The 26,643-nt window shown below is 46.6% G+C and carries 18 protein-coding genes; 12 read left to right on the top strand and 6 right to left on the bottom strand.

The annotated features are described in order from the left end of the window. Positions 1-125: 125 nt before the first annotated feature. Positions 126-2,024 (bottom strand): sigma-54-dependent Fis family transcriptional regulator, encoded by a 1,899-nt coding sequence (locus ACYFDN_RS09040; protein WP_483510806.1) that lies wholly within the window; start codon positions 2,022-2,024, stop codon positions 126-128. 294 nt (positions 2,025-2,318) lie between these two features. Between ACYFDN_RS09040 and ACYFDN_RS09035 the strand changes: the two genes are divergently transcribed. From ACYFDN_RS09035 to ACYFDN_RS09000, 8 genes are all read left to right on the top strand, one after another. Next, complete coding sequence (locus tag ACYFDN_RS09035) at positions 2,319-3,419, top strand: ABC transporter ATP-binding protein (RefSeq protein ID WP_152784455.1); 1,101 nt, start codon at positions 2,319-2,321, stop codon at positions 3,417-3,419. Then, entirely contained in the window at positions 3,412-4,515 is a 1,104-nt protein-coding gene (locus tag ACYFDN_RS09030; RefSeq protein WP_483510805.1) for an ABC transporter ATP-binding protein, read from the top strand. Before ACYFDN_RS09035 ends, ACYFDN_RS09030 begins: the two co-directional genes overlap by 8 nt. Further along, entirely contained in the window at positions 4,508-5,371 is an 864-nt protein-coding gene (locus ACYFDN_RS09025) for a carbohydrate ABC transporter permease (protein ID WP_016401347.1), read from the top strand. Before ACYFDN_RS09030 ends, ACYFDN_RS09025 begins: the two co-directional genes overlap by 8 nt. A 21-nt stretch (positions 5,372-5,392) precedes the next feature. Continuing rightward, positions 5,393-6,193 carry a carbohydrate ABC transporter permease gene (locus tag ACYFDN_RS09020; protein ID WP_016401346.1) on the top strand — a complete coding sequence of 267 codons (801 nt, stop codon included), beginning with the start codon at positions 5,393-5,395 and terminating at the stop codon, positions 6,191-6,193. Positions 6,194-6,203: 10 nt separating this feature from the next. Next, a complete protein-coding gene (locus ACYFDN_RS09015; protein ID WP_016401345.1) occupies positions 6,204-6,476 on the top strand; it encodes a DUF2160 domain-containing protein in 273 nt (90 codons plus the stop codon). A gap of 97 nt (positions 6,477-6,573) precedes the next feature. Then, the gene (locus ACYFDN_RS09010; protein ID WP_016401344.1) at positions 6,574-8,298 is read left to right on the top strand and encodes an ABC transporter substrate-binding protein; all 1,725 of its coding nucleotides are present in this window, start codon (positions 6,574-6,576) and stop codon (positions 8,296-8,298) included. A gap of 523 nt (positions 8,299-8,821) precedes the next feature. Continuing rightward, positions 8,822-13,108 (top strand): hypothetical protein, encoded by a 4,287-nt coding sequence (locus tag ACYFDN_RS09005; protein ID WP_483510804.1) that lies wholly within the window; start codon positions 8,822-8,824, stop codon positions 13,106-13,108. 30 nt (positions 13,109-13,138) lie between these two features. Then, a complete protein-coding gene (locus ACYFDN_RS09000) occupies positions 13,139-13,477 on the top strand; it encodes a hypothetical protein (protein ID WP_483510803.1) in 339 nt (112 codons plus the stop codon). A 192-nt stretch (positions 13,478-13,669) separates the two neighbouring features. Here ACYFDN_RS09000 and ACYFDN_RS08995 read toward each other — a convergent pair whose 3' ends face one another. From ACYFDN_RS08995 to ACYFDN_RS08975, 5 genes are all read right to left on the bottom strand, one after another. Then, on the bottom strand, positions 13,670-14,248 hold the full coding sequence (locus tag ACYFDN_RS08995) for a hypothetical protein (protein ID WP_483510802.1): 579 nt from the start codon (positions 14,246-14,248) through the stop codon (positions 13,670-13,672). A 716-nt stretch (positions 14,249-14,964) separates the two neighbouring features. Next, on the bottom strand, positions 14,965-16,212 hold the full coding sequence (locus ACYFDN_RS08990) for a hypothetical protein (RefSeq protein WP_483510801.1): 1,248 nt from the start codon (positions 16,210-16,212) through the stop codon (positions 14,965-14,967). A 5-nt stretch (positions 16,213-16,217) separates the two neighbouring features. Then, positions 16,218-17,357: a hypothetical protein gene (locus ACYFDN_RS08985; RefSeq protein WP_483510800.1), complete on the bottom strand. Its 1,140-nt coding sequence runs from the start codon at positions 17,355-17,357 to the stop codon at positions 16,218-16,220. Between the two features lie 471 nt (positions 17,358-17,828). Beyond that, complete coding sequence (locus ACYFDN_RS08980; RefSeq protein ID WP_483510799.1) at positions 17,829-18,737, bottom strand: response regulator; 909 nt, start codon at positions 18,735-18,737, stop codon at positions 17,829-17,831. After that, a complete protein-coding gene (locus ACYFDN_RS08975) occupies positions 18,737-22,114 on the bottom strand; it encodes an ATP-binding protein (protein ID WP_016401338.1) in 3,378 nt (1,125 codons plus the stop codon). The genes ACYFDN_RS08980 and ACYFDN_RS08975 overlap by 1 nt, the downstream gene beginning before the upstream one ends. 309 nt (positions 22,115-22,423) lie before the next feature. On the opposite strand from ACYFDN_RS08975, the gene urtA reads away from it, so the two are divergent. The 4 genes from urtA (at position 22,424) to urtD (ending at position 26,640) form a co-directional block, all read left to right on the top strand. Further along, on the top strand, positions 22,424-23,686 hold the full coding sequence (gene urtA, locus ACYFDN_RS08970) for an urea ABC transporter substrate-binding protein (RefSeq protein ID WP_016401337.1): 1,263 nt from the start codon (positions 22,424-22,426) through the stop codon (positions 23,684-23,686). A gap of 65 nt (positions 23,687-23,751) precedes the next feature. Continuing rightward, positions 23,752-24,678: an urea ABC transporter permease subunit UrtB gene (gene urtB, locus ACYFDN_RS08965; RefSeq protein ID WP_016401336.1), complete on the top strand. Its 927-nt coding sequence runs from the start codon at positions 23,752-23,754 to the stop codon at positions 24,676-24,678. Positions 24,679-24,686: 8 nt separating this feature from the next. Further along, positions 24,687-25,892: an urea ABC transporter permease subunit UrtC gene (gene urtC / locus ACYFDN_RS08960; protein ID WP_483510798.1), complete on the top strand. Its 1,206-nt coding sequence runs from the start codon at positions 24,687-24,689 to the stop codon at positions 25,890-25,892. Then, positions 25,879-26,640, top strand: a complete 762-nt coding sequence (gene urtD, locus ACYFDN_RS08955) for an urea ABC transporter ATP-binding protein UrtD (RefSeq protein WP_221074594.1) — start codon at positions 25,879-25,881, stop codon at positions 26,638-26,640. Before urtC ends, urtD begins: the two co-directional genes overlap by 14 nt. Positions 26,641-26,643 lie beyond the last annotated feature (3 nt).

The raw sequence follows: 26,643 nt of genomic DNA, 5'->3' as shown, positions 1-26,643 counted from the left end.
ACATAGAGAAAAGTGGAAAGCTTTAGCAGACAAGCTAGTTTTGCGTTAAATAATATTAATATAATCTTTTATATATTAATGCTTTAGCTAAAAGACGGTGAGAGCGGCATATTCAGAGGTTTAGGCTATTTGTAACCTGATTCTCGTAAGCGCTTGTATACCGTATTGCGGCTGATACCAAGCTGCTGAGCTGTCTTGGATATATTGCAAGAAAGTGACTGATAAACCGCGACTATGTCATCACTATTTGGCTGCTTAACTTGTTCTGGCTCAGAGTTAGTTTGCGAAGAGCTTGGAGTAAACTGTTCTACGTTAGTGACTTGGCCATCAAGGTCGGCAAAAAAGTCGTCGGGTAGATGTTGTAAATCGATGGCTTGGTTATCCGACATCGCTTGGGCGATTTGAATAACACTTACTAGCTGGCGAATGTTGCCAGGCCAAGGGTGCTGGCAAAAGCTATGCATTGCACGCTCTGTAATTAAGGCGTCTTGCGGTGTTTCTGCATAGTAATTTAGCAAAAACTGGATCAGGTGTTGTCGGTCACTCCGGTGACGAAGCGCCGGTAGCTCAATGTTTAAACCGCTCACGCGGTAGTATAAATCTTGGCGAAAACTGCCTGCTTCTACATCATCTTTTAAGTTTCGGTTAGTCGCTGACACTAGCTTAAAATCTACCGGGTAAGACTCGGTACTGCCCAAGGGGTTTACTCTGCGCTCCTGCAATACTCTTAATAAGCGCGCCTGTACATTTAGGGGCATATCGCCAATTTCATCTAAAAAGAGGGTGCCTTTATCTGCTTTGCGGATCAGCCCTATATAACCTTTGTTGCTAGAGCCAGTAAACGCGCCTTTCTCATAACCAAACAGTTCCGATTCCACCAACTCTTGGGGAATCGCCGCACAGTTTACCGTTACCATATTTTGTTTGCTGCGCTGGCTTGAGTGGTGCAGCGCTTTTACAAACACCTCTTTTCCTACCCCTGTTTCTCCGCGGATCAAAATGGGGATCTCTTTATCTACAATGCGTTTGCTTTGTGCCACGGCCTTAGCCATTACCGGGTCACCTAAATTAAGGTCGTCGAGCAAGAATGCTTGTTTTTCTGAAATGTGTTGCGCCTTGTTCTGCTCGGGCTTAAGCAAGGTTCTAAAATCTAATACTCGTGGTTTTGCTTGCTTAGGTTTGTGTAAAACTCCATGTACCCTAAATTGCTGACGTGTAATCAACGGAACTTGAAAGCTCTCAGGCTGGTTAATCAGTTGGTTAACGCTTACTTCAAATAGCTCACTTATGTTCACCAGCTTTAAGTCGGTGGCTAGCACTAATTCTGCACGGCGATTGGCCGAAATCACTAAGCCGGTTTCATCAAATACAATCAGTGCCGACCATTGGCTATCGATGTTTTCCGGGCTGGTGTTAAAACGCAGCAAAAAGTGCTCGCTATTGAAGTGCGAAATAATTAGCTGATTTTCAACCGCTTGCGACATGATCTTAACCATGCCTAGGGTATGAGATTCCGGCAGGTAAGTATCGCTAGAGATATCAATCACCCCCACCATCTCTCTATCAACCCCATAAATGGGCGCTGCAGAACCGGTCATAAAACGGTTGGCCACTAAAAAGTGCTCGTCATGATGAATTTGCACTACGCTACCGGTTTTTAAGGCGGTGCCAATGGCGTTGGTGCCTAGCACCGGTTCTTGCCAGCCAGTGCCTGGTGAGAAGATTTCTTGATGCTGCTGTTTAAAGCGTTGCTCCCCCCAACTTTTTAATACATAGCCTTGATGGTCTGCCAGCATTACTTGGCTATTGCTGTTGCTTAGCAAGTTCTCGTAATACGGCAGTACTTGATGGTGGGTTGTCTCGAGTAATTGATGATGCTGTTCCAATAGGCACGACAAATCCCCCGCAGATTTATGCTCTACGTTTGGCTCACTATGATGGGTTAAGCCAGATTCTCGACAGCGCTGCCAAGAACTCTTAATTAGGGCTTCATGCTCTATATACCACTGTGATTTCTCGCTCATCTCAATCCTTAAATCAGCATCACATTGTTTAGCAGTGAACAGTGTTAGGCAGGCACTTTCGCATACGAACATTAATTGGTCAAAATCGATTAACAAAATGTTCACATTGATCACACTAAATGAACATGTTTTTATTAAAGTAAATGCTGATTTGTTGATTAAGTTTAATTAAAACAATAGGTTAATTTTTATTGGTGAGCTTGGCATAACTCTGGCAATAAGCTTCGTAGATTTGCGAATTTGAACAGAGTGCGAACATTGTTCAGCACAGAACAATAAGGAGAGCCCCCGCCCATGTCACTGACATTGGAAAACGTAACAAGGATGGTCGATGGCCAGTATTACATTAACCAAGCCAATCTCAATTTTGAGCCCGGCTCGTTTAACGTATTACTGGGCCGCACCTTATCAGGCAAAACCAGTTTAATGCGGCTAATGGCCGGATTAGACAAACCTAATACCGGCCGAGTGTTAATGAATGGCCTAGATGTTACCGGCGTATCGGTGCAAGAGCGCAATGTATCGATGGTCTATCAGCAGTTTATTAACTACCCCAACATGAGCGTTTACGACAACATTGCCTCGCCTTTGCGCTTAGCCAATGAGTCGGAAACCACCATTAAGAAGCGGGTAATGGAAACGGCCGAAATGCTGCGCATTACGCCATTTTTGTCTCGCTTGCCTTTGGAGCTCTCTGGTGGACAGCAGCAACGTACCGCCATGGCGCGGGCCTTAATTAAAGATGCAGACATCATTTTATTTGATGAGCCCTTGGTGAACTTAGATTACAAGTTACGCGAAGAGCTGCGCCAAGAAATGCGCGAGTTGTTTGCTCAGCGCAATACCATTGCGGTGTATGCCACCACCGAACCAAACGAAGCGCTCGCATTAGGCGGCACCACCACTATCTTGCATGAAGGCAGGGTGATTCAAAGTGGCCCAACCGCCGATACCTACCATTCTCCTTGCAATGTTACGGCAGCTGCTTTGTTTAACGAGCCGCCGATTAACCTTATTGCTGGCAAAATGAGCGCCACCGAAGTGACCTTTGATGACAAAGTGCACTTCCCGCTAAATGCTGACTTAAAAGCCTTGGGAGAGGGGAACTACCAGTTTGGCATTCGCCCTAGCCATTTAAGTTTACTGCCCAAAAATGATGACGATTTAGAGATTTCGGTTCAAGTTGAGCTAGCAGAAATCTCCGGCTCCGAAACCTTTTTGCACGTACGTAACGAGCACTTCCAATTAGTGCTGCATCTCTCTGGCGTTCATTCCTACCACGTAGACGAAAAAATAAAAATTTATGTGCCAACCCATAAGTTGCATGTATTCGACCATGCCGGTGAGCTTATTCAAGCGTCAAGCCGTCGTATAGAGGATCATTATCATGGCTGAGATCCAACTTAAGTCTTTAGCGCATTGTTACGACAAGCAGGCCGAACAACCCCAATATGCGATTCGCGAAATGAACCATGTGTGGCAAAAGGGTGGTGCATACGCCTTGCTGGGTCCATCTGGTTGCGGCAAATCCACCCTATTAAACATTATCTCAGGCTTGCTAGAACCCTCAGACGGTGAGGTCTTGTTTGATGGGGTAAGAGTAAACGACATTCCGCCGCAAGAGCGCAATATTGCCCAAGTATTCCAGTTTCCGGTGGTGTACGACACCATGACGGTGTTCGATAACTTGGCCTTTCCACTGCGCAACATGGGCGCTAGTAAAGCCAAGGTGCAGTCTAAAGTGGGCGAAATTGCCGAGATCCTCGATCTTACCGCGGTACTCAATAAAAAGGCCGCCAACTTAAGTGCCGACGAAAAACAAAAAGTCTCGATGGGCCGCGGCTTAGTGCGTGACGACGTATCGGCCATTTTGTTTGATGAGCCACTTACCGTTATCGACCCCCACCTTAAATGGAAGCTGCGCCGCAAGCTCAAGCAAATTCATGAGCAGTTTAATATCACCATGGTGTACGTCACCCACGATCAGCTAGAGGCTTCTACTTTTGCCGACAAAATTGCGGTGATGTACAACGGCCAAGTGGTGCAGTTTGGCACCCCTCGAGAGCTGTTTGAGCAGCCCAATCATACCTTTGTGGGCTATTTTATTGGCAGCCCAGGCATGAACTTAATGGAAGTAGAACGCTGTGAGCAGGGCGTATGTTTTGGTGAGCAAAGCATCGCTTTAAATGAACACGAGCTAAACGCGGTTAATGCTAGCCAATCTACCAACTTAAAAGTAGGTATTCGTCCCGAGTTTGTGCATGTATGGGATAAACCCAATGGCGATGCCTACCTAGCCGAGGTGCTGTTTGTGGAAGACCTAGGCACCTACAAAATCCTAAGTTTAAAACTGGGTGAGCAGGTGATTAAAGCCCGCTTGCAAGAAGACCAAAAAGTCCCTCATCAAACCGCCTATATCAGTTTTCCCGAGCAATGGTTGATGCTCTATATCGATGAATACTTGATCGCCAAGGAAGCACATCATGATTAAACCCTATACCAATAAAGCGTGGTACTTGGTACTGCCCGTGTTTGCGCTGGTGGCTTTTAGCGCCATTGTGCCCTTAATGACCGTGGTGAACTATTCAATACAGGATATTTTTGATGCCAATACCCGCTACTTTGTGGGCACCGAATGGTATCGCGAAATTCTTAACGATACCCGTTTGCACGACTCCTTAATTCGCCAATTTATCTTCTCTGGTTCGGTGTTATTAATCGAAATTCCCTTAGGTATTTTGGTGGCCTTAATGATGCCCTCGCGTGGCCCCGGCTCGGTAGTGTGTTTGCTGGTGTTAGCCTTACCACTGCTGGTACCACTAAATGTTGTGGGTACTATTTGGCAAATTTTTGGTCGCGCCGATATTGGCCTATTTGGTTGGGCACTTAATAGCTTGGGCATCGATTATAACTATGCCGCCAACCCCATGGATGCGTGGTTTACCGTATTGCTTATGGATGTATGGCATTGGACATCGCTGGTTGCCTTGCTGTGTTACTCCGGCTTAAGGGCTATTCCCGATGCTTACTATCAAGCAGCGCGAATAGACCGCGCTTCTAACTGGGCTGTATTTCGTTTTATTCAGCTTCCCAAGCTAAAAAACGTATTGCTGATTGGTGTGCTGCTGCGCTTTATGGACAGCTTCATGATTTATACCGAGCCCTTTGTGCTTACTGGTGGCGGGCCGGGTAACTCCACCACCTTCCTCAGCCAAACCCTCACCAAAATGGCCGTAGGCCAATTTGATATTGGGCCAGCAGGGGCGTTCTCGATCATTTATTTCTTAATCATTTTGTTAGTCAGCTGGCTGTTTTACACCGCTATGACTCATAACGACAGCAAGTAAGTACTGCGAAAGGATGCAATTATGAATATGAAAAAAACACTAGGGATGAGTGCCTATATCTTGTTCCTGCTGTTACCGATTTATTGGCTGGTGATTATGTCGTTTAAGAGTAATCAAGAAATACTCGGCGGACTTAGTTTTTGGCCAGAGCATTTTACCTTTGCCAACTATGCCACCATTTTTAGCGACGCCAGCTGGTACATGGGTTATGTGAACTCGATTTACTACGTGTCACTCAATATGGTGATTACCTTAGCGGTAGCGTTGCCGGCAGCTTATGCCTTTTCGCGCTTTCGTTTTATTGGCGACAAACACCTGTTCTTTTGGTTGCTCACTAACCGAATGGCGCCGCCAGCAGTATTTTTGCTGCCGTTTTTCCAACTTTACTCATCGGTCGGTTTGTTTGATACCCATATCGCTGTGGCCCTAGCGCATTGTTTGTTTAACGTGCCGCTAGCGGTGTGGATCCTCGAAGGTTTTATGTCGGGCGTGCCACGCGAGATAGACGAAACTGCCTACATCGACGGTTACAGCTTTCCTCGCTTCTTCGCCAAAATTTTTATTCCGCTTATTCGCTCGGGTATTGGGGTAACCGCCTTTTTCTGTTTCATGTTCAGTTGGGTAGAGCTGCTGTTAGCTAGAACCTTAACCTCGGTAGACGCTAAACCGATTGCCGCAGTAATGACCAGAACAGTGAGTGCCTCGGGCATTGATTGGGGCGTATTAGCGGCAGCAGGTGTGCTCACTATTTTGCCGGGCGTATTAGTAATTTGGTTTGTTAGAAACCACGTAGCCAAGGGCTTTGCCCTCGGACGGGTATAGGAGAAACAACATGAACTGGATGGCATGGACAACTCCATCAGCATTATTTTTTACCGGCATCGCCTGCATTTTGTTTGTGATGACCTGTTGGGAGCTAAAAAGCCCCTGCGTGGCGCGAAAAGGTTTTTTACCGATAGCTACTACCCGTGGCGATCGATTGTTTATTGGCTTGTTAAGCAGTGCGTTTATTCATCTTGGCTTTATCGGGATGACCGAACTCAGCATTTGGCTGCCCTTCGCGGTAGCTGTGGTGTGGCTGTTTATCGTAATGAGATGGGGGTAAGCAACACAAAACTCGAGAGCAAAAATGGATGTGCAAAGGCATCAAGAGGTGCCTCAAAAAACAACATGCACTTTAAAAAAACAAAAGGAATGAAGAAATGCCCTACAACAAAAAATCAGTGTTTAAGCTAGCTCGCCTTAGTGTAGCAATGGTCATTGCCGGATGTAGTAGCTTAGCCTTAGCAGATCAATACAGTGATGCCGCTAAACAATGGGTGGGAGAAGAGTTTACGCCTTCTACCTTGAGCCAGCAGCAGCAAATGGATGAGATGGCATGGTTTACAGAAGCGGCAAAACCATTTCGTGGTATGGAAATTAATGTAGCCTCAGAAACCATTACCACCCATGAATATGAAAGTAAGACCTTAGCCAAGGCATTTTTTGAGATAACCGGTATTAAGGTTAATCATGATTTGATCCAAGAAGGCGATGTAGTAGAGAAACTGCAAACGCAAATGCAGTCGGGTCGTAATATTTATGATGCCTACGTAAACGATTCAGACTTAATTGGTACTCACTTTCGCTACGGCAAAGTAGTACCCATTAGTGACTTTATAAAAGGCGAAGGTAAAGACGTAACCCTGCCAACCTTAGATCTAGAAGATTTTATTGGTTTAAGTTTTACCACTGGACCAGATGGAAAAATCTATCAGCTACCAGACCAACAGTTTGCTAACTTATATTGGTTCCGCGCCGACTGGTTTGAACGCGCCGATCTAAAAGAGAAATTTAAAGCCGAATACGGTTACGAGTTAGGAGTACCGCTAAACTGGTCTGCCTATGAAGATATCGCCGAATTCTTCTCAGAAAAAGTAAAAACCATTGATGGTGAGCGCGTTTACGGCCACATGGATTACGGCAAAAAAGATCCATCGCTAGGTTGGCGCTTTACCGATGCTTGGCTATCTATGGCGGGGGCGGGCGACAAAGGCATTCCTAATGGTGTGCCTGTAGACGAATGGGGCATTCGGGTAGAAGGCTGTAACCCTGTTGGCTCAAGCGTAGAACGTGGTGGTGCCACCAATGGCCCGGCGGCCGTTTATGCCACAGCTAAATACGTTGAATGGCTTAAAAAATACGCGCCACCCGAAGCCCCAGGCATGACCTTTGGCGAAGCTGGTCCAGTACCTGCGCAAGGCAGCGTAGCCCAACAAATCTTCTGGTATACCGCCTTTACTGCCGATATGACCAAACCGGGATTACCGGTAGTGAATGAAGATGGCACGCCAAAATGGCGCATGGCTCCTTCTCCACGCGGTCCATACTGGGAAGAGGGCATGAAGCTGGGTTATCAAGATACTGGTTCGTGGACGTTCCTAAATTCAACGCCGCTAGACAGACGCCAGGCCGCTTGGTTGTATGCGCAGTTTGTGGTGTCTAAATCAGTATCGCTTAAGAAAACATTGGTGGGTTTAACGCCTATTCGTGAGTCAGACATTAACTCACAAGCGATGACAGACGCCGCACCTAAACTAGGTGGTTTGGTGGAGTTTTACCGCAGCGATGCGCGGGTACAATGGACACCAACCGGTACCAACGTGCCAGACTATCCAAAACTGGCGCAGCTTTGGTGGCAATACGTGGCAGAAGCGGCCAGTGGTGAGAAAACCCCACAACAAGCCATGGATGGCCTAGCCGCCGCGCAAGACAAAGTGCTAACACGCTTAGAGCGCAGTGGCGCGCAAGGCGAGTGTGGGCCTAAGCTTAACCCTAAGCAAGATGCCTCTTACTGGCTAAACCAACCTGGTTCACCTAAAGCCAAGTTAGCCAACGAGAAGCCACAAGGTAAAACCATCGCTTATAAAGATTTAATCGCCCAATAAGCAAGTGAGTAAAGCAAAAGACCCAGCCTTGTCTGGGTCTTTTTGTAAGCTTTTAAAGTTGGGGTAAATAGCAGGTCTGGTTTGAACTAAGAGTCAACACTTTTGAGCTTGCTAGGGATATTTTTCAGCTTGTTTCATATGCCTTTGTATGTCTACTTCTGTTTGTTGGGCTCACGCAACTGTGGTCTTGCTATGTCTCTTTTTATTGCGTTTTTATTTTTGTCCTTCCTAACTTTTACACTCTCCGCCAACTTCCTTCTTAAAGCAATGAACTGTGTCAGTGCCTTTTCTTGAGAGGCTCTTTTCCAAGCTTGTGCACCATTTTTTACAGGCCTGCGGATAAACTCATTAATAAAAGCCTGCTTCTATTAGCCTATTCAGATTTTGTCAGCTATTAGTTTTTGTTTAGCTTGGGCTCAGTCTTCATCGGTATTCTCACGACATAGTCGTGTGGCGATTGGTAGCTCTCCTTAAAACTTTGAAGACAGCCCGTATTTAATGCGAGACAAGAGGAATATGTCTTATGCCAAGCTTTTCCAGCTTTACTCGAATGATGGATCCGTTGATTACACTGGAGTCACTACCTGGGATCGGCCATGGCGACATAGCAGCGCTGCGGCAAATTAATATCTTCTCGGTGAGCGATTTACTGCACTTTAAGCCGGTTCACTATGCCCAGATCCTAAAAGCATATAGCCAAGGTGTGATTAATCATCATATAGAACGGGCAGACTACTTGAAGGATGAATTTGCTGAGGTTGAAGCGTCTGCCATTGGTTATTTACCCCCAAACGCCTTGCGTGAACTCAGCGTTATGTCAGCGCAAATCTTGGAGAGCTTTTTCGGTATTGTTTCAATCAATGAACTGGCAGAATTTGGGCTCTATCGTGCCGCCCAGCATTACCTAAAACAACCAGAACAAGGCTTCTATGAGGCTCCTTCTGCACCCGATGAACTGATGCCAGGGATGATTGGTAGCACACATAGTAGCGTTCGCTTCTCTAGCTACGTGAAGGGACAAAGATATCAACTGCAAGGCTTACGCATAGATGCGCCAACCGCTGACAATAGCTTTGCCGGCCAGTTGATGAGTGAAAGCGTGTCGGCGCTCATGGAACAAAAGCCACCGCTAAGTTTCTATCTTGGGTACATTGTTCACCTTAAGCAATATTGGCGCAACATGGGGACACATTTAGGCGAGGTTATTCACTCGTTGGCGCTAGCACCCGGCGAGTCGCGCAATATTGCCGTGATTGACTGGTATCGCAAACAAAGCTCTAGCAGAGGCGAGACCACGCGGATTGATGAGCAACTAAGCAATAGCATGACCCATACTCGGGCCCTAGATGAAGTTACTCAAGCTACGGCTTTGGAGCATCAACGTGGCCAAACCAATAGCGAGGCCTCTACCAGCTCGGTGGGTACTGGTTTGTCTGCTGGTGTCGGAGGTGGACGTTCCGATGGGGGCAGCGCTAGTGGCACCTTACCACTCAAAGAGCTGACCGGTATTCCGATGGATCTAGACCTCTCTGCTGCCAGTATTTTATCCAGCGCCGGCGGGGCAGGGGGCTCGGCAGTGTTTTCGCATGTAGCTCAAGAAGGGGTGGTGCAAACCGAGACCAACTCTACCCGGCAACTGGTGTCTGAGTTGCAGCAGAACATTACCGATCGCAGCGTGCAAAACGCCTCATCAATGCGCTCTATTCGCTCTTCGGTGGTGGTCACGGATGAACAACAAGAATCTGAGCAAATTACTACCCGTAATATTACCAATTACAATCATATGCACGCCTTAACCGTGCAATATTTTGAGGTGCTACAGAAATATCAAGTAGAAATAGATACGCTCGATTACACCCCGATCATGTACTTGCCCTATCGCCCCATCACTTTTGACTTCGAGTTTATCCGTGCCCATTGGCGGGTGTTACAAGCCTTAGTAACACAGGATTCAGCGCGGCTCTATCAGCGCTTTGCTTCAATCATAGAGCGGCCTGATTATTCGACAGAAGTGATTGATATTGGCAGCGATCTTTCTGTTACTGCGATCACCGCTCATATTGTCACCCTTGAAGATAGTCAGTGGGCCTTGATCTACCGTAACAGTAGCTCGGTTGAACACCGGGTAACGGGGCTCGGGCCTAAGATAGCTCGAGACTTCGATTTTGGTGGTCGTGACCGCATGCGCTTGAGTGATTTAGTGTTATTGGAAGTGACGACATTTTTACCTCCAGTAGCAGGTAGACCGGATTTATCTCATACCCAATTTATTAAAGCTGAGTTGGATATGACAATAGTCGATGATGGGGGAAACGAAACTAAGGTGAGTCTATCCGTCCCATATACTTCGCTTGCTCAGGACTCAGAAGTACTATTTTCTGATTTGAAATCTGAAGTAATTAGTGCGCTTGAGCAGCAAGCGAGCATTGTCCCCTTGGATTACATTAAAGAGATTGAGCTGTTTTTTAATCGACAGCGTTATGCTGCTACGCGTTTATTGATTTTTACGACCGAACGCGAGCAGTTAAGTGCGGTGCTAGAAAGTATCCACATCCAGTCGGATCTTTATCCACCGTTACCCTTGATGGAATTGGCTTCCGCCACACCGGTGGGCTTCACCGAGAACTTCATTATTCTTAAGCTTCATCAGCCGGAACTACAAGCGGCAGAGCAGTCTTTGGTGCTGAGTGAAGCCGTTAGTACGGTTCACGGTAAGGATCAGCAAGCTTCTTATACTCGGCCACTATCTGGGCGCTTAGAAGTACGAATGCAGGGAGAGTGTTGTCAAATAGAAATAGAGTTAATGTCTTCAGCGGAACGCAGTAGTGATGACATCATTGCAGAAATTACCTTACAGCTGCATGGTCAAGGTCCGAGTTATCAGGGGAGCGGCTTTATCCGAGAGCCTAGTCCTGACGGAGAGCTAGACATTTCACTTCACAAGGTTAGCTTGGATTGGCAGGACACTAAGTTTGAGCTTTATAGTGAATTTCTTAATCAGGGTAAAGTGACCCACTATGACTTAGAGGGCGTTATTAGCCCCGCTATTGCCGAGCCTCATCCTTTACGTTCAAGCATCAACTGTTATTTAAGAACATTGCGTAGCAGCTTTTCGGATCTCATTGGCCAACAGCGCGTTACTGATACTGTTTATCTTCCTTCGGCCGGTGTCTTTGGGGAAGCGATACTTGGGCGGGCGAATAGCGCAGAGAAGATAGATGCCAGCCGTTATTTCAATTGGCAAGACTCGCCGATCCCGCACACAGCCTCAGAGATAGCCGCCATTCAAGCGGGCAGCCGTGACAGCGGTATCCCCGATATGAATGCCACGGTAACTGACGGCAATCTTAGCATTATGCCGCCCACGCCTTTGCCTAACTCACAGACCGCCGCTGCTACGTTAGCCGCATTGGGCACACCAGGACTATTTCGCGATGCTTCAGGCAGTGCCTTATTAAGCTCAACCTTATCTACCTTGGCCGAGGTTGCACTGCAAACCGCACAACACGCTGGAACACTGGCGGGCGATGCGCGCAGTGATGCTTTAAATAGTGCGGTTTCGCTAGGTCAACAAGTATCCGATGTGTTGGCCAGTGTTAACTCCAAGCCATCTGGTCCAATAGCCAATCCCAGCAATGTGACAGAGGCGGGAGCGGGAATTAACCAGGGGTTGGGAATTAATAACAGCAATCAAAACGCTTTTAATGGTGAGAATTCTAGTCAAAATAATAACCATAACCTAAATGACAATGCCGCGAACAATGAAACCAACGTTTCTACCGGTGCTAGTGCCGGAGCTGGTGCAGGATCGGGAGCTAGTGCAGGCGCAAATGCCGGGGCGGGAAGCGCTTCAGGGGGTGGTTCTGGAGGGAGTGGCGGTAGCGGTAGTGGCGGAGCTGGACGTGGTGGAACACAAACGGAAACCGTAAATGTCACGCTCAGGGGCTTTGTGCCCAGCCAGTTATGGGCTCTGTCAAACGCCTTTGATATTAACGAAATGTCAGTCACTTCCGTGGCGAGCACTTTGGTCGATATGAAAGACTTTATCACTACGTTGATCAGTGAGGGCTGGGATAAAGCGGTAACTAAAAGTGGGCTTGGCAATACTGAGTGCGCCGATTTGTTACGGGCAATTTTCCGCTTTGAAGGCGATGACCGAGGGTTTAGTGAAGGTGATGCTCAGGGTATCGGTTCCATGTTCGAGTTAAGCGCCCAAGTTAAGTTGAATAAGGCGACGGGCGAAATTAGACAAGTGACAGAACAAAATAAGGCCTTTGGAACCCCAGGCTTATATACGCAGTTAGACTCTACGGGGGATGTTGGTGACGTTTGGTGGGCTGAAGGTAAGGAGGCTGACGCGACGGTTTTCGATAAAACCGACGTTCATCTTGACGACAAATCGCTGTTAGAGCTAGGGGCCAACGGAAGGACTTTGACTTTGGCTGTGTTAGGGGCGCGGCCTTACGCACCTTATGATGGCGCGAGTTTTGGCGAAATGAAGAGTACCATAAAGTTAGGCGATTATGTGGACTTTGAGTTGCCCTTAAAAGATGTGTTTACCGCCGTAGTTGACCGAATTGGTCTTGGATCTGTTCACGCGCTGTTTGAAGTGAGTTTCAATTGGGAGCATGGTCAACTGAGGGTGTCTGTCGCCGCGGAACACCAGTATTTTCCTTGTTATGAAGTTATCGTTGACTACGCTGGGGAGTCGACCTCGGTTTATACTTTTGATGCGCGACAACATGGTCAAGGGCCGAGCTCATTATCTCGCTCAAAACAAAGCCAAGAAGGTAAAGTTACGAGGTTGTAAGAAGTTTCATCGGTGGGCTAGGATGGTTTGGTGGAATTTTACCGCAGTGATACGCGGGTACAATGGACACCAACCGGTACCAACGTGCCAGACTATCCAAAATTGGCGCAGCTTTGGTGGCAATACGTGGCAGAAGCAGCCAGTGGTGAGAAAACCCCGCAACAAGCAATGGATGGCCTAGCCGCCGCGCAAGACAAAGTGCTAACACGCTTAGAGCGCAGCGGTGCGCAAGGCGAGTGTGGTCCTAAGCTTAATCCCAAGCAAGACGCCTCTTACTGGCTAAACCAACCTGGATCACCTAAAGCCAAGTTAGCCAACGAGAAGCCGCAAGGTAAAACCATTGCTTATAAAGATTTAATTGCCCAATAAGCAAGTGCGTAAATCAAAAGACCCAGCTTAGGCTGGGTCTTTTTGTAAGCAGTTAAGTTCAAACTGTAGGCGGCATGTTAGTGGAAAGAAGGGTCTAGATAGGGAAGCAAAGGTATTTAAAGTGACTCTGCCCCTTTTATTAAGCGAGGAACGAGCAAAAGCCAACTGTTTTTTGTCCGTTTAAGCAACTTGTTAACTTTCGTTATTATTCCAAAATTCGCTTCTTTCTTCTTGTAATGAAGAATGGTAATAATTTATAGCTGCGGCCCAATTTCTTACATCGAGCTCTATTTTCCACTCTTTTTTTTGAAATGTTCCGGTTAAATGGCACAAACCATTCCAGTAAGGAATATTTAAGTTTTCATTCTCTTTAATTAAATAAAACTTTTTTGCATGTATTATTTTATTGCAGCTCTCTCTCAGTGAAAGAGTAAAACTGCCATTGAGTACGTTTCCAATATATCCACCCACAGAATCAATAGCATCTTTGTCAAACGATGAAAAACCACATTCAAAATGATCTTCAGTGAAGTGGTCTTGAAATATTCTTGTTTTAACTGCGCATTCGATCATATAGCTACTAATCAATGTTTCAGTCAAAGCTAAATCATCCTCTAACTCTATTTGAAGTTCCGTTACCTGCCAATCTTCTTCCTTATTAGATTTTAAGTAACTAGATTTCCATTTAGCGTTCTCTTGACTGGCACTGGATAACTGTTGGATAAGAAAAAGTTTTTCTTCGAGGTTTCCGAAATCGATTGGATGACCCACGGACTCTCCTAGAAAGTTAACGCCCCAACCATGGGCGGATTGAGCAGGCTAAATTGAGGAGCGGAGCGACTAAAGCCTGCGAAAAGCCGTCCACGTGGGTTGGTTTGTTATATGACGCCACCGCTATTCGCTTAGTGAAAATATAGATGGCTCGCAAACTTATCCCCTCGACAGTATCCCGAGGATGACCCAAACGACTATGCATGTGAAAGATAGACGCAGCAACGCAAGAGCTATGCCCCGCTTGTCTTCTCGAATCCAGTTATAGACCATCATTTTATAGTTAAGCGCAACCCACCGATCCCCTTTAGAGGCTTTCGAGTCTCTAAAAAAGACAAACAGGACAGCGAGGCAGACCCAACCTAAGATAAATAAAACAAGGCAAGCTTGCCTCGCAATTTCAACAATATACTCTTCAGGCATCACAAGTAGTCATATAACAGCTTATTAATAGGAAAATCTCCTTGTTTAAACACGGAATTTTTCCTCTTTTCACGCATTTGATAAATCCAAGATTACCACCTTTCCTAAACTGCATCAGCCATCTAGCTCTAAAAGTAACAAAAACATCAGCACGAAAGGCGGAATGTGTTTGGGGAAAGAAGGAAAAGCAATTTGTATGTGTAAAATCACAGAACTTTGTTGGTTTGAACTTACTAAAGCTAAGAGTAAGCAGGAGTTTGTTTACTGCTTAGTGCCGCCGAAGCTGCATGCGTTTAATCAAAAACACTGCCGATGTTAGCGCTAGAGATAAATCGTGGATTTTGTTTTATGCGTTGATGCAAGCGCTCTAATTGGATGGCGTCACTGTATTTGGGAAATACGTTTACATCGGCCAGTTGATGATTGGCTATTTTCTTTTGTCGCCACTTGCTACAAACAGAATGCAATAACAGGCGGTCGGTTTCGCGTGCAAAGGCTTTGGCGCGATAACGCCAAATTATCTTACGTAGTACTTGGCTTAATTGGCGGTTGTGCTGCTTTATCGCCAGTTGGTAGAGGTATTCGTAAAAGGAGAGGTCTTCGTCGCTTTTGGGGCTGAGTTTGCTTAGTGCGGAAAACTCGACTTCTTGGGAGAACTGAAAGTGGGAAATGTTATTGAGCTGCAGAGCCATGTAGGTGCGGTGGCATTTGGAGCAGCGCCCACAGTTGCTGCTTGGGTCTTCCCAGCATACCCATAAGTTGTCTAAGGCTTCTGGGTAGTGTTTGATTAAGGCGATTTTAGCGGCTCGATCGGCTTCCAAACCAAGGTGTGAAATTTGGCAAGACTCGCTAGACCATAAGGGGTCTAGTAGCGGGTGGCTGTTAGAAGGGTTAATCGCATCGTAGGTAACTGCCCCACTAATTGCCATGCTTTTAGGGTTGAGCAGTAAGCTAACACTGGCCAAAGACGCGCCAAAGTTGGCAAAGCGGGCTAGGCCTGTCCAACCGGTAAACTCTTTTAAGTTACTTTCTACGCAAATTAGCCTTTTGTTAAACAGCTTGGCGGTTTTTTGGCAGCGGGCGACTAGCTGCTGCCAGGATGGCTGGGGCATAGAGAAGTCGAAGCCATTAATTAGCACTAAATTGTCTAACTGCTCTTGGTGTTTAATTAGGTTATAGGTGCCATCTACTCCGCCAGAGAAAAAGGCGCTGTGGCCTAGTTGGCTAGCTGATGGCTTAAAGGTTTGGGTATTAGCGTTTACCTTAATGCGCTTAAAAATGGGGTTCCAAGCGTGCATCATGGTTTGAATAAGCGGCAGTTTTTCTAACAAGCTTGCCGATACGTAATACCGGCGATCGATCTCGATGTCTTCGCCCAAAAACATGGCTGGAATGAGCGCGGAGCACAAAAACGGGCTAGCGTCGTTACAGGCTATTAAGCACTCACTACTGGTTTTAAACCATAGCGGGAAAGGGCCCAGCATGGCCGATATTTTGTGGTAATTGTTATGTTTTTCTAAGTTGAGCTGGTGGATTTTCATCGATTTTAATGCCGCACGAGTAATTGTTTTAGCTTGTGGGCATAGCCATGCAGGATAAGTTCGTCGGCTTGTTTGATTAAAGCACGCATATCAAAATCATGTTTGATATGCTGCAGCGCTTCGATCATCACTGTGTCGTTTACCGCGATGGCTTGGTCGAGGTTTTCTTCAAGAAACTGTACATCGTGAATGTTATAAAGCTTTTGTTCTCGTAGTTTTTGTTTAACTAATTGGTCGCTAAGCGGGGGAAAAGAGTCGGTCTTTATACCTAATAAACGCAGGCTGCTCATAGTACGCAAACATTTCTCACATTCTCCGCAGTTGTAGCCATGGTCGTGCCAGCAAACCCTTAAAATTTTTAAAAAGTCTTGGTCTTGAGCGAGTTGTTTAAGTTTGTCGATACGCTTCACTTCGGCGCCATGATGGACAATTTGGGTGTGGTGATTACTCCATAAATGGTCGGTAATGTAGTTAGAGCCTTCGGGAACATTGTTTTGGTAGGTTAAGCCAGCGGCAATAAAACACTTCTTTACCCCCAAGGCGAGCGCAATGCTGGACAGGCCGCCACCAAAACATACGCCCCATTTTAGTTGGTTGTGGTAACCCAAAAACCTAACGTTCGTTTCGATTGGATAAAGTAGCTTGTGGTGTTTTTCCAAATACTGTTGATTGCACCTAAAGGCCTGTTGGTATAGCTCGTCGCTAGACAGCTGCATATCAATGCCTTTGGCAAATAGAAGGTAATCGATGTCTTGTTGGTTTTGTTGGTAAGTATGGTAACCGTCGACCCCTCCTGAGAAAAACGACACTTTATCATTGCAGGGAAACGGCTCTTCCTTAGCGGTGCCGCCCTTTATCTTAATATGGTGCATGTTGTGGCCAAGGTAGTCTTGCCAATAAGCAAAAATGTCCTGCAGCTGTTCGAGGTTGCGCAGCAAGGTAGGGGAATAGGTTGCGCTGTCTTCTAGCTGCAAGTCTTGGTTTTTTGCCATGCAAATCAGTAAACAAGCGGCAATAAATGGGTCGGCACTTAAGCACGGCTGGAGCGGGGCGGGGAATTTGTACCATAAGTCGAAGCCAGCGCAATCGGCCCGAAGAATAGCGTGGTCGGGTTGCTGCTCAATGCGGATTTGGGAAATCTTCATAAAGCCTCCTTGCTGACTAGGGTCTGTGGATCTTTCGAGCTGATGTTTGCAGCTGTTTGTGGCTTATACTTATTCAGCCAGACGCTTTGATATGCAGCTAAGCTACATGAGAAGCCGATAACGCAGTAGAAATGAGCCACAAACACTGCCCGAAGGGTTCGGCTAAAACCAGTTTATGCTTTGTTAAGGAGTATTTGCTTAGAATTGCTAGGCAGCACACCCCTTGCCGCGCCTAAAACGATTTTATCTCGAACAAAATTTAACCGCGAAAGTTCAACAGACCCTAGTAAGCGTAGTGCGGGCAAGGAGATTTTAAAAATTCAAGTGCACAAAAATGACTATTTAGCTGCTAGAGAGTTGCTGTGTGTAGTCTGCATTTGTTTACAACAAAGCAGTTATAGAGAGCCCAAGCGCAAGGCCAATTAGGCTTTTTAAGTCGTGCTAAAGCATTCAAATAGCCGCAAGGTTAAGTTAGCTGTCGTTTAAGTGGGCCAAACAAACGGCTGTTGCACTGGTTCGGTTTTCCACTGCCAGCTTGGTAAACACCGCTTCAAGGTGTTTGTTTACGGTACGCGGGCTCATGTCTAAAATCTGCGCGATTTCTCGATTGGTTTTCCCCCGTGCTAGCCACAGCACCACTTCTGATTCGCGCTCGGTTAAGCTGAAGCGCTGGCGCAAGGAGTCGCGCTGGCTTTGGTCGTCGTTATTTACCAAGCGAAGTAAGTGCTCACCTGGTGACGATTGCCCCAAGTAGCGAACTTGCAACGCTGTGTTGAGGTTTTTAAGTGACAGCATGCTGTGTTTAGCTGGGGTATGGGCTAGCCACTGCTTAAGTTGAGGGCTAATCACCTCGGCTGCTGGGGTGGGTAAATCTTTTTGTGATTCCAGTGTTTCGCTTGCTTTGGCGCTTACCCAAATCATTTCGCCTCGGCTATTGGCGGTAAAGCTAGCTTGGCCTATTTCGTCTAGGGCGCCATGAGCACTGCGGGTGAGGCGAGCATTGCTAATATGTACTTTTATCCGAGCAAACAGTTCATCAAGTTTTACTGGTTTATTGATGTAGTCTACCCCGCCAGATTCTAGGCCCTTAACCACCGACTCACTGCTGCTTAATCCGGTCATAAAGATCACTGGAATATCGCTAAGTTGAGTATTTTGTTTAAGTTGCTGGCAGGCTTCAAAACCGTCCATATTCGGCATTAATGCGTCCATGAGTACTAAGTCTGGAGTAATGCGTTGGCTAATGTTGAGTGCTTGTTGCCCGTCCATGGCAATTAACACGGTGTAGCCTTGTTCAATTAAAGCGGTGTTAAGCATGGCCACCGATTCGGTAGCATCGTCAACAACGAGGATTAGTCCCTTTGAGTTTGTGGCGTTCATTAGATTACGACCTTTTCACAATAAGCGGTAATGCTGGCAAATTGATACTGTTCTAATTCCTTTCTTAGGGCGCGAGTTATGGTGTGTAACGCGCTGTCTTTCTCTAGGTTTTTTATTAGTCTATCAATCCCTTGTACAAAGCCTAGTTGCGCCATTTCGGCGATTTCTTGCAGCTGTTCGCGTTGGCTTTGGTTTAGTTGAATGTTTAGCGCTTGCGGCTCGGGCGAGGCGCTTTGCGTGCTGGTGTTTTGGTAGTTCCAATCTATGGCTAAGGCTTTGGCAACTTTTTCTAGTAGCGCGTTATCGCGCATGGGCTTAGCTAGGTAGTCATTGTGTAATGCTGGTTCGTGAATTTCTTCAGCGGCATTGAAGTAAGGTGCTTCTGTGGCATCGGCCGACACCATGATGATCGGTACACTAATGCCATTGCTGCGAAGTTTTTTAAGCAGTTGCCAGCCATTCATATCGGGCATGGAGATGTCGAGCAAAAACAGGTCAATGGCACTTAAGTAGGTGTTGCTTAAACAAACTAATGCATCGTTTGCTTCATGAACCACAAAGCCCAGTGGCGAGAGGATTTCTGATACTAAGTTACGGTGATTAGGGTCATCGTCTACCACCATTACGGTTTTGCTAGGGCCTTTGATAGAGTTTACTGGCGCTTGCACAGATTGCGGCTGCTGCTCTTTGTTTAAGCTAGCCAGCATGATGCTTAGTTTGAAGCTGCTACCTTTTCCAATCTCGCTGCTTACACTAATGTTTCCACCCATTATGTCGGTAAGCAACTGAGTAATGGTTAAGCCTAAGCCAGTGCCGGGAGAGCTGGGGATGTCCCTTTTCTCTACTCGCTCAAAGGGTTTGAATATTCGCTCGATATCTTGCTCGCTAATGCCTACGCCGCTGTCGGTAATGGTGAATTCTGCCACTTGATTACGGTAATAAACGTCTAAGGTTACTGAGCCTTGTTGAGTAAATTTAACCGCGTTGGACAATAGGTTGATGAGTATTTGCCGCAATTGAGTTTCGTCTGCGGTTACCCAGTTGGGCAGGTAAGGGCTAGGGTTGTAAACGAAGGAAATGCCTTTGCTTTTGGCTTGAAGGCTGAACATATCTACCAAGTCATCCAGCAATTCACCAATGGCCACTTCATCACGTTGTAATTCGATGCGGCCTGCCTCGATGCGCGAGATATCTAATAGGCCTTCAATTATGTCGGCGAGGTGTTCTCCGCTGCGTTTGATAAGCGAGACTTTAGCGCTGTGCTCGGGCGCTAAACTTGGCGATTTTTCTAAGAGTTGTGCGTAACCCAGCACCGAGTTAAGCGGGGTGCGAAGCTCATGACTAATGCCCGTGAGGTAGCGGCTTTTAGCTTGGTTGGCTGATTCGGCCGTTTCTTTGGCCTGCTGTAGGGCTTGGTCGGTCACCTCGTGGGCAGATATCTCGCGGCTAAGTAACTCGGTTTGGCGCTGCGACTCATCTAATGCAAATTGGCGACTGTCGTTGGCTAAAACAAATAGCCAAACTAGCACGCCAACAATAATCATCAATAAGAAAAATACGTGGCTTAAGGTTGCTGAAACAGCCGCTTTAGTGGCAAATTCGGTAACTGGGATCCGCGAATAGACCAGATAAAACAAGCTGGCAATGAGCAGGGCAATTAGCGCCATTAAGCCAGAGAAATTCAGCAGGCGAGTATTCATTAAGGATGACACGGCTTTAGGAAGCACCAGGCTAACAAATTGACTTAGTTGCTGACCAAAGCGGGCGTTTTCTTTGCATTGATCATGGCAGCGCGCATCTAGGGTGCAACATAGCGAGCATATTGCTCCGCCATAGGCTGGGCAGCTGGCGAGGTCTTCAATTTCAAAGTGATTTTGGCAAACCGTACATTCTCCTTGGTGGGCCTGCAGTAGATTGGGCTCTCTAGCTAGGTAGTAGCGGCCTTTGGTTAAAATGGCGATAATAGGAGAGCACACAAAAGCGGTGCTTAAGCCAATGTAAGGCGCCAGCGCTTGGGCTGTGTCGCCGGCATTTCCGGTATAACAATAGATACTTAAAACAGATGCAATCACCATAGAGCCAACCCCAACAGGGTTAATATCGTAGAGGTGGGCGCGTTTAAACTCGATGTGCTTGGGGCTATAACCCAAGGGTTTGTTTATCACTAAATCGGCCACCAGTGCGCCAACCCAAGCAACCGCTACATTCGAGTAAATGCCAAGTATGTCTTCTAAAGCGGCATAGATGCCTAACTCCATAATCAGCAGGGCAATGATTACGTTAAATACCAGCCACACTACGCGACCAGGGTGGCTATGGGTTAAGCGAGAGAAAAAGTTTGACCATGCGATAGAGCCGGCATAGGCGTTAGTTACGTTAATTTTAAGCTGACAAACCAAAACAAAAATACCCGCCAAGGAGAGCGCAAGCAATGGGGACTGGGCCATGTAAGAAAAGGCCACTTGATACATTTGAATAGGATCTCCGGCCACATCTTCGGCTACTCCGGCATTAATGGCTAGCACCACTAAAAACGATCCTAAGAGTATTTTAAGTGCACCAACAATAATCCAACCTGGGCCTGCCGATAGCAAGGCTACCCACCAACAGGCTCGGTGTTTTTTCTTGGCCTCGGGCATAAAACGTAAGAAGTCTACTTGCTCTCCAATTTGCGCCATTAACGAGAATAGGATCCCCGATGCTGCACCAAATAAATGCAGGTTAAACTCACCTGAATTACCGCTCTCTAGCTTGCCTTCAAACTGTAGCCAGTTGTTAATTGCACTGGACTCATGCCACAAAATAAAAATGAGTGGAGCCAGCTGTAGTACCAGCCATATGGGTTGGCTCCACAGTTGAAAACGGCTGATGAAGGTGATCCCATGTGTTACTAGAGGGATCACCACAATGGCACTAATTAAGTAGCCAATGCTTAAGGGAATGTTAAATAACAGCTCTAAAGCCGAGGCCATAATGGCCGCCTCAATGGCAAAAAAGATAAAGGTAAACGAGGCGTAAATGAGAGAGGTAATGGTAGAGCCAATGTAGCCAAAGCCCGCGCCGCGCGTAAGTAAATCGATGTCGACGCCATAGCGTGCGGCGTAATAAGAAATAGGCAGCCCGCAGAAAAATATAATTGCCGAAACCAGCAATATGGCGATTAAAGAGTTGTTGAAACCAAAGTTAAGGATTAGTGCACCACCAATGGCTTCTAAGGCTAAAAAAGATATTGCGCCCAAGGCGGTATTGGAGACGCGTGCAACCGACCACTTACGGGCATTTTTAGAGGTAAACCTTAGCGCATAATCTTCTAAAGTTTGGTTGGCTACCCAGCGGTTATAGTTTCTACGGGCTTTAAATACATGCTGGTCCTTCATCCCTTAAACGCCTTCCTTTGCGAATTCACAGGTTTTATAAGCATTTTTCGCGCCGTGGCTTTATCACCCTTTTGTTAAAATGGTTATTAAAATCAGACTGTTATGCTTGTTTAACTGAGTTATTTGTTGGTAGTGGTTTGCCACTCTCTTTAATATCTTGACCCTAAATCAATCTCTTATTCACCGCTATGCGTCAAATGACGTAGGTCGCTAGGGTGAACGGCGAATTTTGCTCAGCCTTGCAATTTCGCATCATGGTATTCACCAAGTACGGACACTTTGTCTTACACACTCAGTAGGGATACCACTATGCAAAATCTCAAGAAAACAGGCTTAAGCAATTCGCTACGCCGTAATCTGTTAAAAGGAATGATGGCTTTGCCTGCCGCAATGCTGGTTTCACAACTAAGCTTTGCTGCGGCGCCTAGCACCGCTGAAGTAAATACTACCGGCTTAGCCGTAACCGACGACACGGTGAAGGTAGGTATTCTGCACTCGGTAACTGGCACCATGGCCATTAGTGAAACTGGCTCGGTGCAAGCCGAGATGCTAGCCATTGAGCAAATTAACGCAATGGGCGGCGTATTAGGGCGCCAAATTGAATATATTCAAGAAGATGGCGCCAGTGACTGGCCAACCTTTGCCGAAAAATCGAAGAAGTTATTAGTTAAAGATAAAGCAGCGGCGGTATTTGGCTGCTGGACCTCTGCTTCTCGTAAAGCGGTATTACCAGTGTTTGAGCAATATAACGGCATGCTTTACTACCCAACGTTTTATGAAGGTTTAGAGCAATCTCCTAACGTAATTTACACCGGCCAAGAAGCTACTCAGCAAATTATTGCAGGGATTGATTGGGTAACCGATACCAAAGATGCCAAGAGCTTTTTCTTACTGGGTTCTGACTACATTTGGCCACGTACTTCTAACAAAATTGCCCGCAAACACATTGAAAAACTGGGTTTAAAAGTAGTGGGCGAAGAGTACTACCCACTGGGTCATACTCAGTTCAACTCGGTTATCAACAAAATTAAACTCAAAAAGCCTGATGTGATTTACGCCATTGTAGTAGGTGGCTCTAACGTTGCTTTCTACAAGCAGCTTAAAGCCGCGGGCATCGATATGAACAAAGAGAAGCCACTGGTACTAACTATTTCGGTAACCGAAGACGAGATCTTGGGCATTGGCGGTGAAAACATTCAAGGTGCTTACGCTGCCATGAAGTACTTCCAAAGCTTAACCAACCAAAACAATGAAGAGTTTGTAGCAGCCTTTAAAAAGCGCTGGGGCGACGACATTGTAATTGGCGACGTGACTCAAGCTGCCTACTTAGGCCCATGGTTGTGGAAAGCTGCGGTAGAAAAAGCCGGCTCGTTTGATATCGACAAGGTACGTGCTGCTTCGCCAAACCTAGAGCTAACCACTGCGCCAGAAGGTTATGTGAAAGTTCACGAAAACCATCACCTATGGTCTAAAACGCGAATTGGTCACGCTCAAGCTGATGGTCAATACGACATTGTTTATGAAACCGCAGACTTAATTGAACCAAACCCATTCCCTAAAGGTTATCAGTAACCGCTGTAGGTGGCTCAGCTCGCTGGGCCACTTGTTCTTTCGCTAGCTTTTAAGAGGGACTGAATATGTTTGCCGATTATACCAGCTCAGAGCTAACCGCCATTTTCGCCATGCAGGGATTTGCCGGTCTTATTTTGTTTTCTGTATTTGTTCTTATGGCCCTAGGTCTAGCCATTATATTCGGTCAAATGGGCGTAATTAATATGGCCCATGGCGAGTTTATGATCCTAGGTGCTTACATTACTTACCTTACTTCGCAGCTATTTAGCAATTACCTTCCGGGTCTATTTGATGGCTACTTTTTTGTGGCAATGCTGCTGGCGTTTATTGTCACTGCAGCGCTGGGTGCGCTGGTGGAGTGGGCGATGATTCGCCATTTGTACAAGCGTCCACTAGATACCTTACTAGCTACTTGGGGTTTAAGCCTTATTTTACAACAGCTCTATCGCACCGTGTTTGGCGCTCGAGAAGTGGGGGTGAGCCTACCTGATTGGCTAATGGGCTCTTATGCGATTACCGACATTATTGAAGTGCCGATTAACGGCATATTTGTGATGGCATTAACCATCATGATCACCATTGGCGTGTACTTGCTAATGCAAAAATCTCGCTTAGGTAAACAAACTAGAGCGGTGGTGCAAAACCGCGCAATGGCGGGCGCTGTTGGTATTAATACCGAGAAGGTTGATCGTTACACCTTTGCCTTAGGTTGCGGTATTGCCGGTATTGCTGGCTCGGCCTTTACCATGGTGGGTTCTACCGGCCCAACAGCAGGGCAGCTCTACATTGTAGACACCTTCTTAGTGGTGGTATTTGGTGGCGCGTCAAGCTTGCTTGGTACCGTTGCATCGGCCTTTACCATCTCACAAGCGCAATCAACCATGGAGTTTTTCCTTAGTGGTTCGATGGCCAAAGTTCTCACCTTATTGACCGTGGTAGGCATTTTAATGCTGCGTCCTCAAGGTCTGTTTTCGCTCAAGGTTCGTCGTTAGGGAGAATGATGATGTTATCTCAACTTAGTGCTACTGCAGCACAAAATACCAGTAAGGTTGATTGGTGGAAGTATCTACTGTTGGCCGCGATTATTTTCATTGTGTTGCCTTTGTCTTTGGATATTTTCCGACTCAACTTAATTGGCAAGTATTTAACCTACGCCTTTGTGGCGATTGGCTTAGTGCTGTGCTGGGGTTGTGGCGGTATTTTAAGCTTAGGCCAAGGCGTGTTTTTTGGCTTAGGTGGTTATTGCATGGCGATGTTCTTGAAGCTGGAAGCCTCAAGCCCCGAAGCCACCTCGATTCAATCAACGCCAGGCATTCCTGATTTTATGGATTGGAATCAGCTCACCGAGCTTCCGTGGTTTTGGCAGCCCTTTGATAGCTTAGCCTTTACTTTGGTGGCGGTGATTGCAGTGCCGGTATTGTTCGCCTTTATTATTGGTGTCGCTATGTTTACCCGTCGGGTAGGTGGGGTGTACTTCGCCATTATTACCCAGGCTATTGCTGCCATTCTCACCATCTTGATTATTGGCCAGCAAGGCTATACCGGTGGGGTAAACGGCATTACCGATTTACGCACCTTTTTAGGTTGGGATATACGCACCGAGTCGGCGCAGTACCTTCTCTACTTTATTAATGCAGTGTTGCTGTTCGGCTGTCTGTTTGCCGCCTTATACATCAAGCGTTGTAAGTTAGGCCGTTTGCTGGTGGCGATGCGTGAGAAAGAAGATCGAGTGCGCTTTTCTGGCTATAACGTTGCCAGTTTCAAAATCTTCATCTTTTGTGTTGGTGCAGCCTTTGCTGCCATTGGTGGGGCAATGTTTACCCTTCAAGTGGGCTTTATGTCGCCCTCCTTTGTGGGCATTGTTCCTTCCATCGAAATGGTGATTTTTTGTGCCGTGGGTGGGCGTTTATCTTTGCTTGGTGCGGTATATGGCACTTTGCTGGTAAACCTCGCTAAAACCAGCTTCTCTGAGTCCTTCCCTCAATTGTGGTTATTTGCCATGGGCGCGCTATTCATTGGCGTGGTGTTAGCCTTTCCCGATGGTTTAGCTGGTCTCTATCAATCTTACATTCAGCCTTGGTTTAAGCGCGTGTTCAAACCTAAAGCCAGCAAACCCGATGTGCCAAAGCAGACGGTTCAGGCTGCAGAGCCTGAGGCAGATAGTGCTTCGCCATCTCTAAAGGAGAGCCCAAATGCCCCAGCCTAATTCATCAAAGAACAAAGATTTTGTACTCAGCGTTGAAGGTTTAACTGTGTCTTTTGATGGCTTTAAGGCCGTTGATGACTTGTCGCTATACGTTGAAGAGCAAGAGATTAGGGTGATTATTGGCCCTAATGGCGCCGGTAAAACCACGGTATTGGATCTGATATGTGGCCGAACTAAAGCCACCAATGGCTCGATTAAGTTCAAACAAAAGGAGCTTACCAAGCTGAAAGAACACCAAATAGTGCATGCCGGTGTAGGGCGTAAGTTTCAAACCCCTTCCATTTATGAAGATCTGAGTGTTTTTGAAAACTTGGAAATCTCTTACCCGCGGGGTCGCAATGTGTGGGGAGCCTTGACCTTTAAGCGTGATGAAGCGGTGCACGCCAAGATCATGGAAATTGCCGAGATGGTATTTCTTAGCGACAAACTTAACGACCAAGCTGACTTGCTTAGCCATGGCCAAAAGCAGTGGTTAGAGATAGGCATGCTGCTTATTCAAGATCCAGAGCTGCTGATGTTAGACGAACCGGTGGCGGGTATGTCGGTAGCCGAGCGCAAACAAACCGCGCAGTTGCTGCAAAGCATTACCAAGCAACGCTCGGTATTAGTGATTGAACACGACATGCAGTTTGTTGAAGACATCGCCGACCGAGTGACGGTATTACACCAAGGAAAGGTGTTGTCTGAGGGCTCGATGCAGCGGGTGAAGAACGACCCTAAAGTGGTCGAAGTTTACCTAGGCCATTAAGGA

Source organism: Agarivorans sp. D1326 (assembly GCF_056958115.1).
The sequence above is the reverse complement of the archived record's forward strand: the minus strand, read 5'-3'. Positions and strand labels throughout refer to the sequence as shown.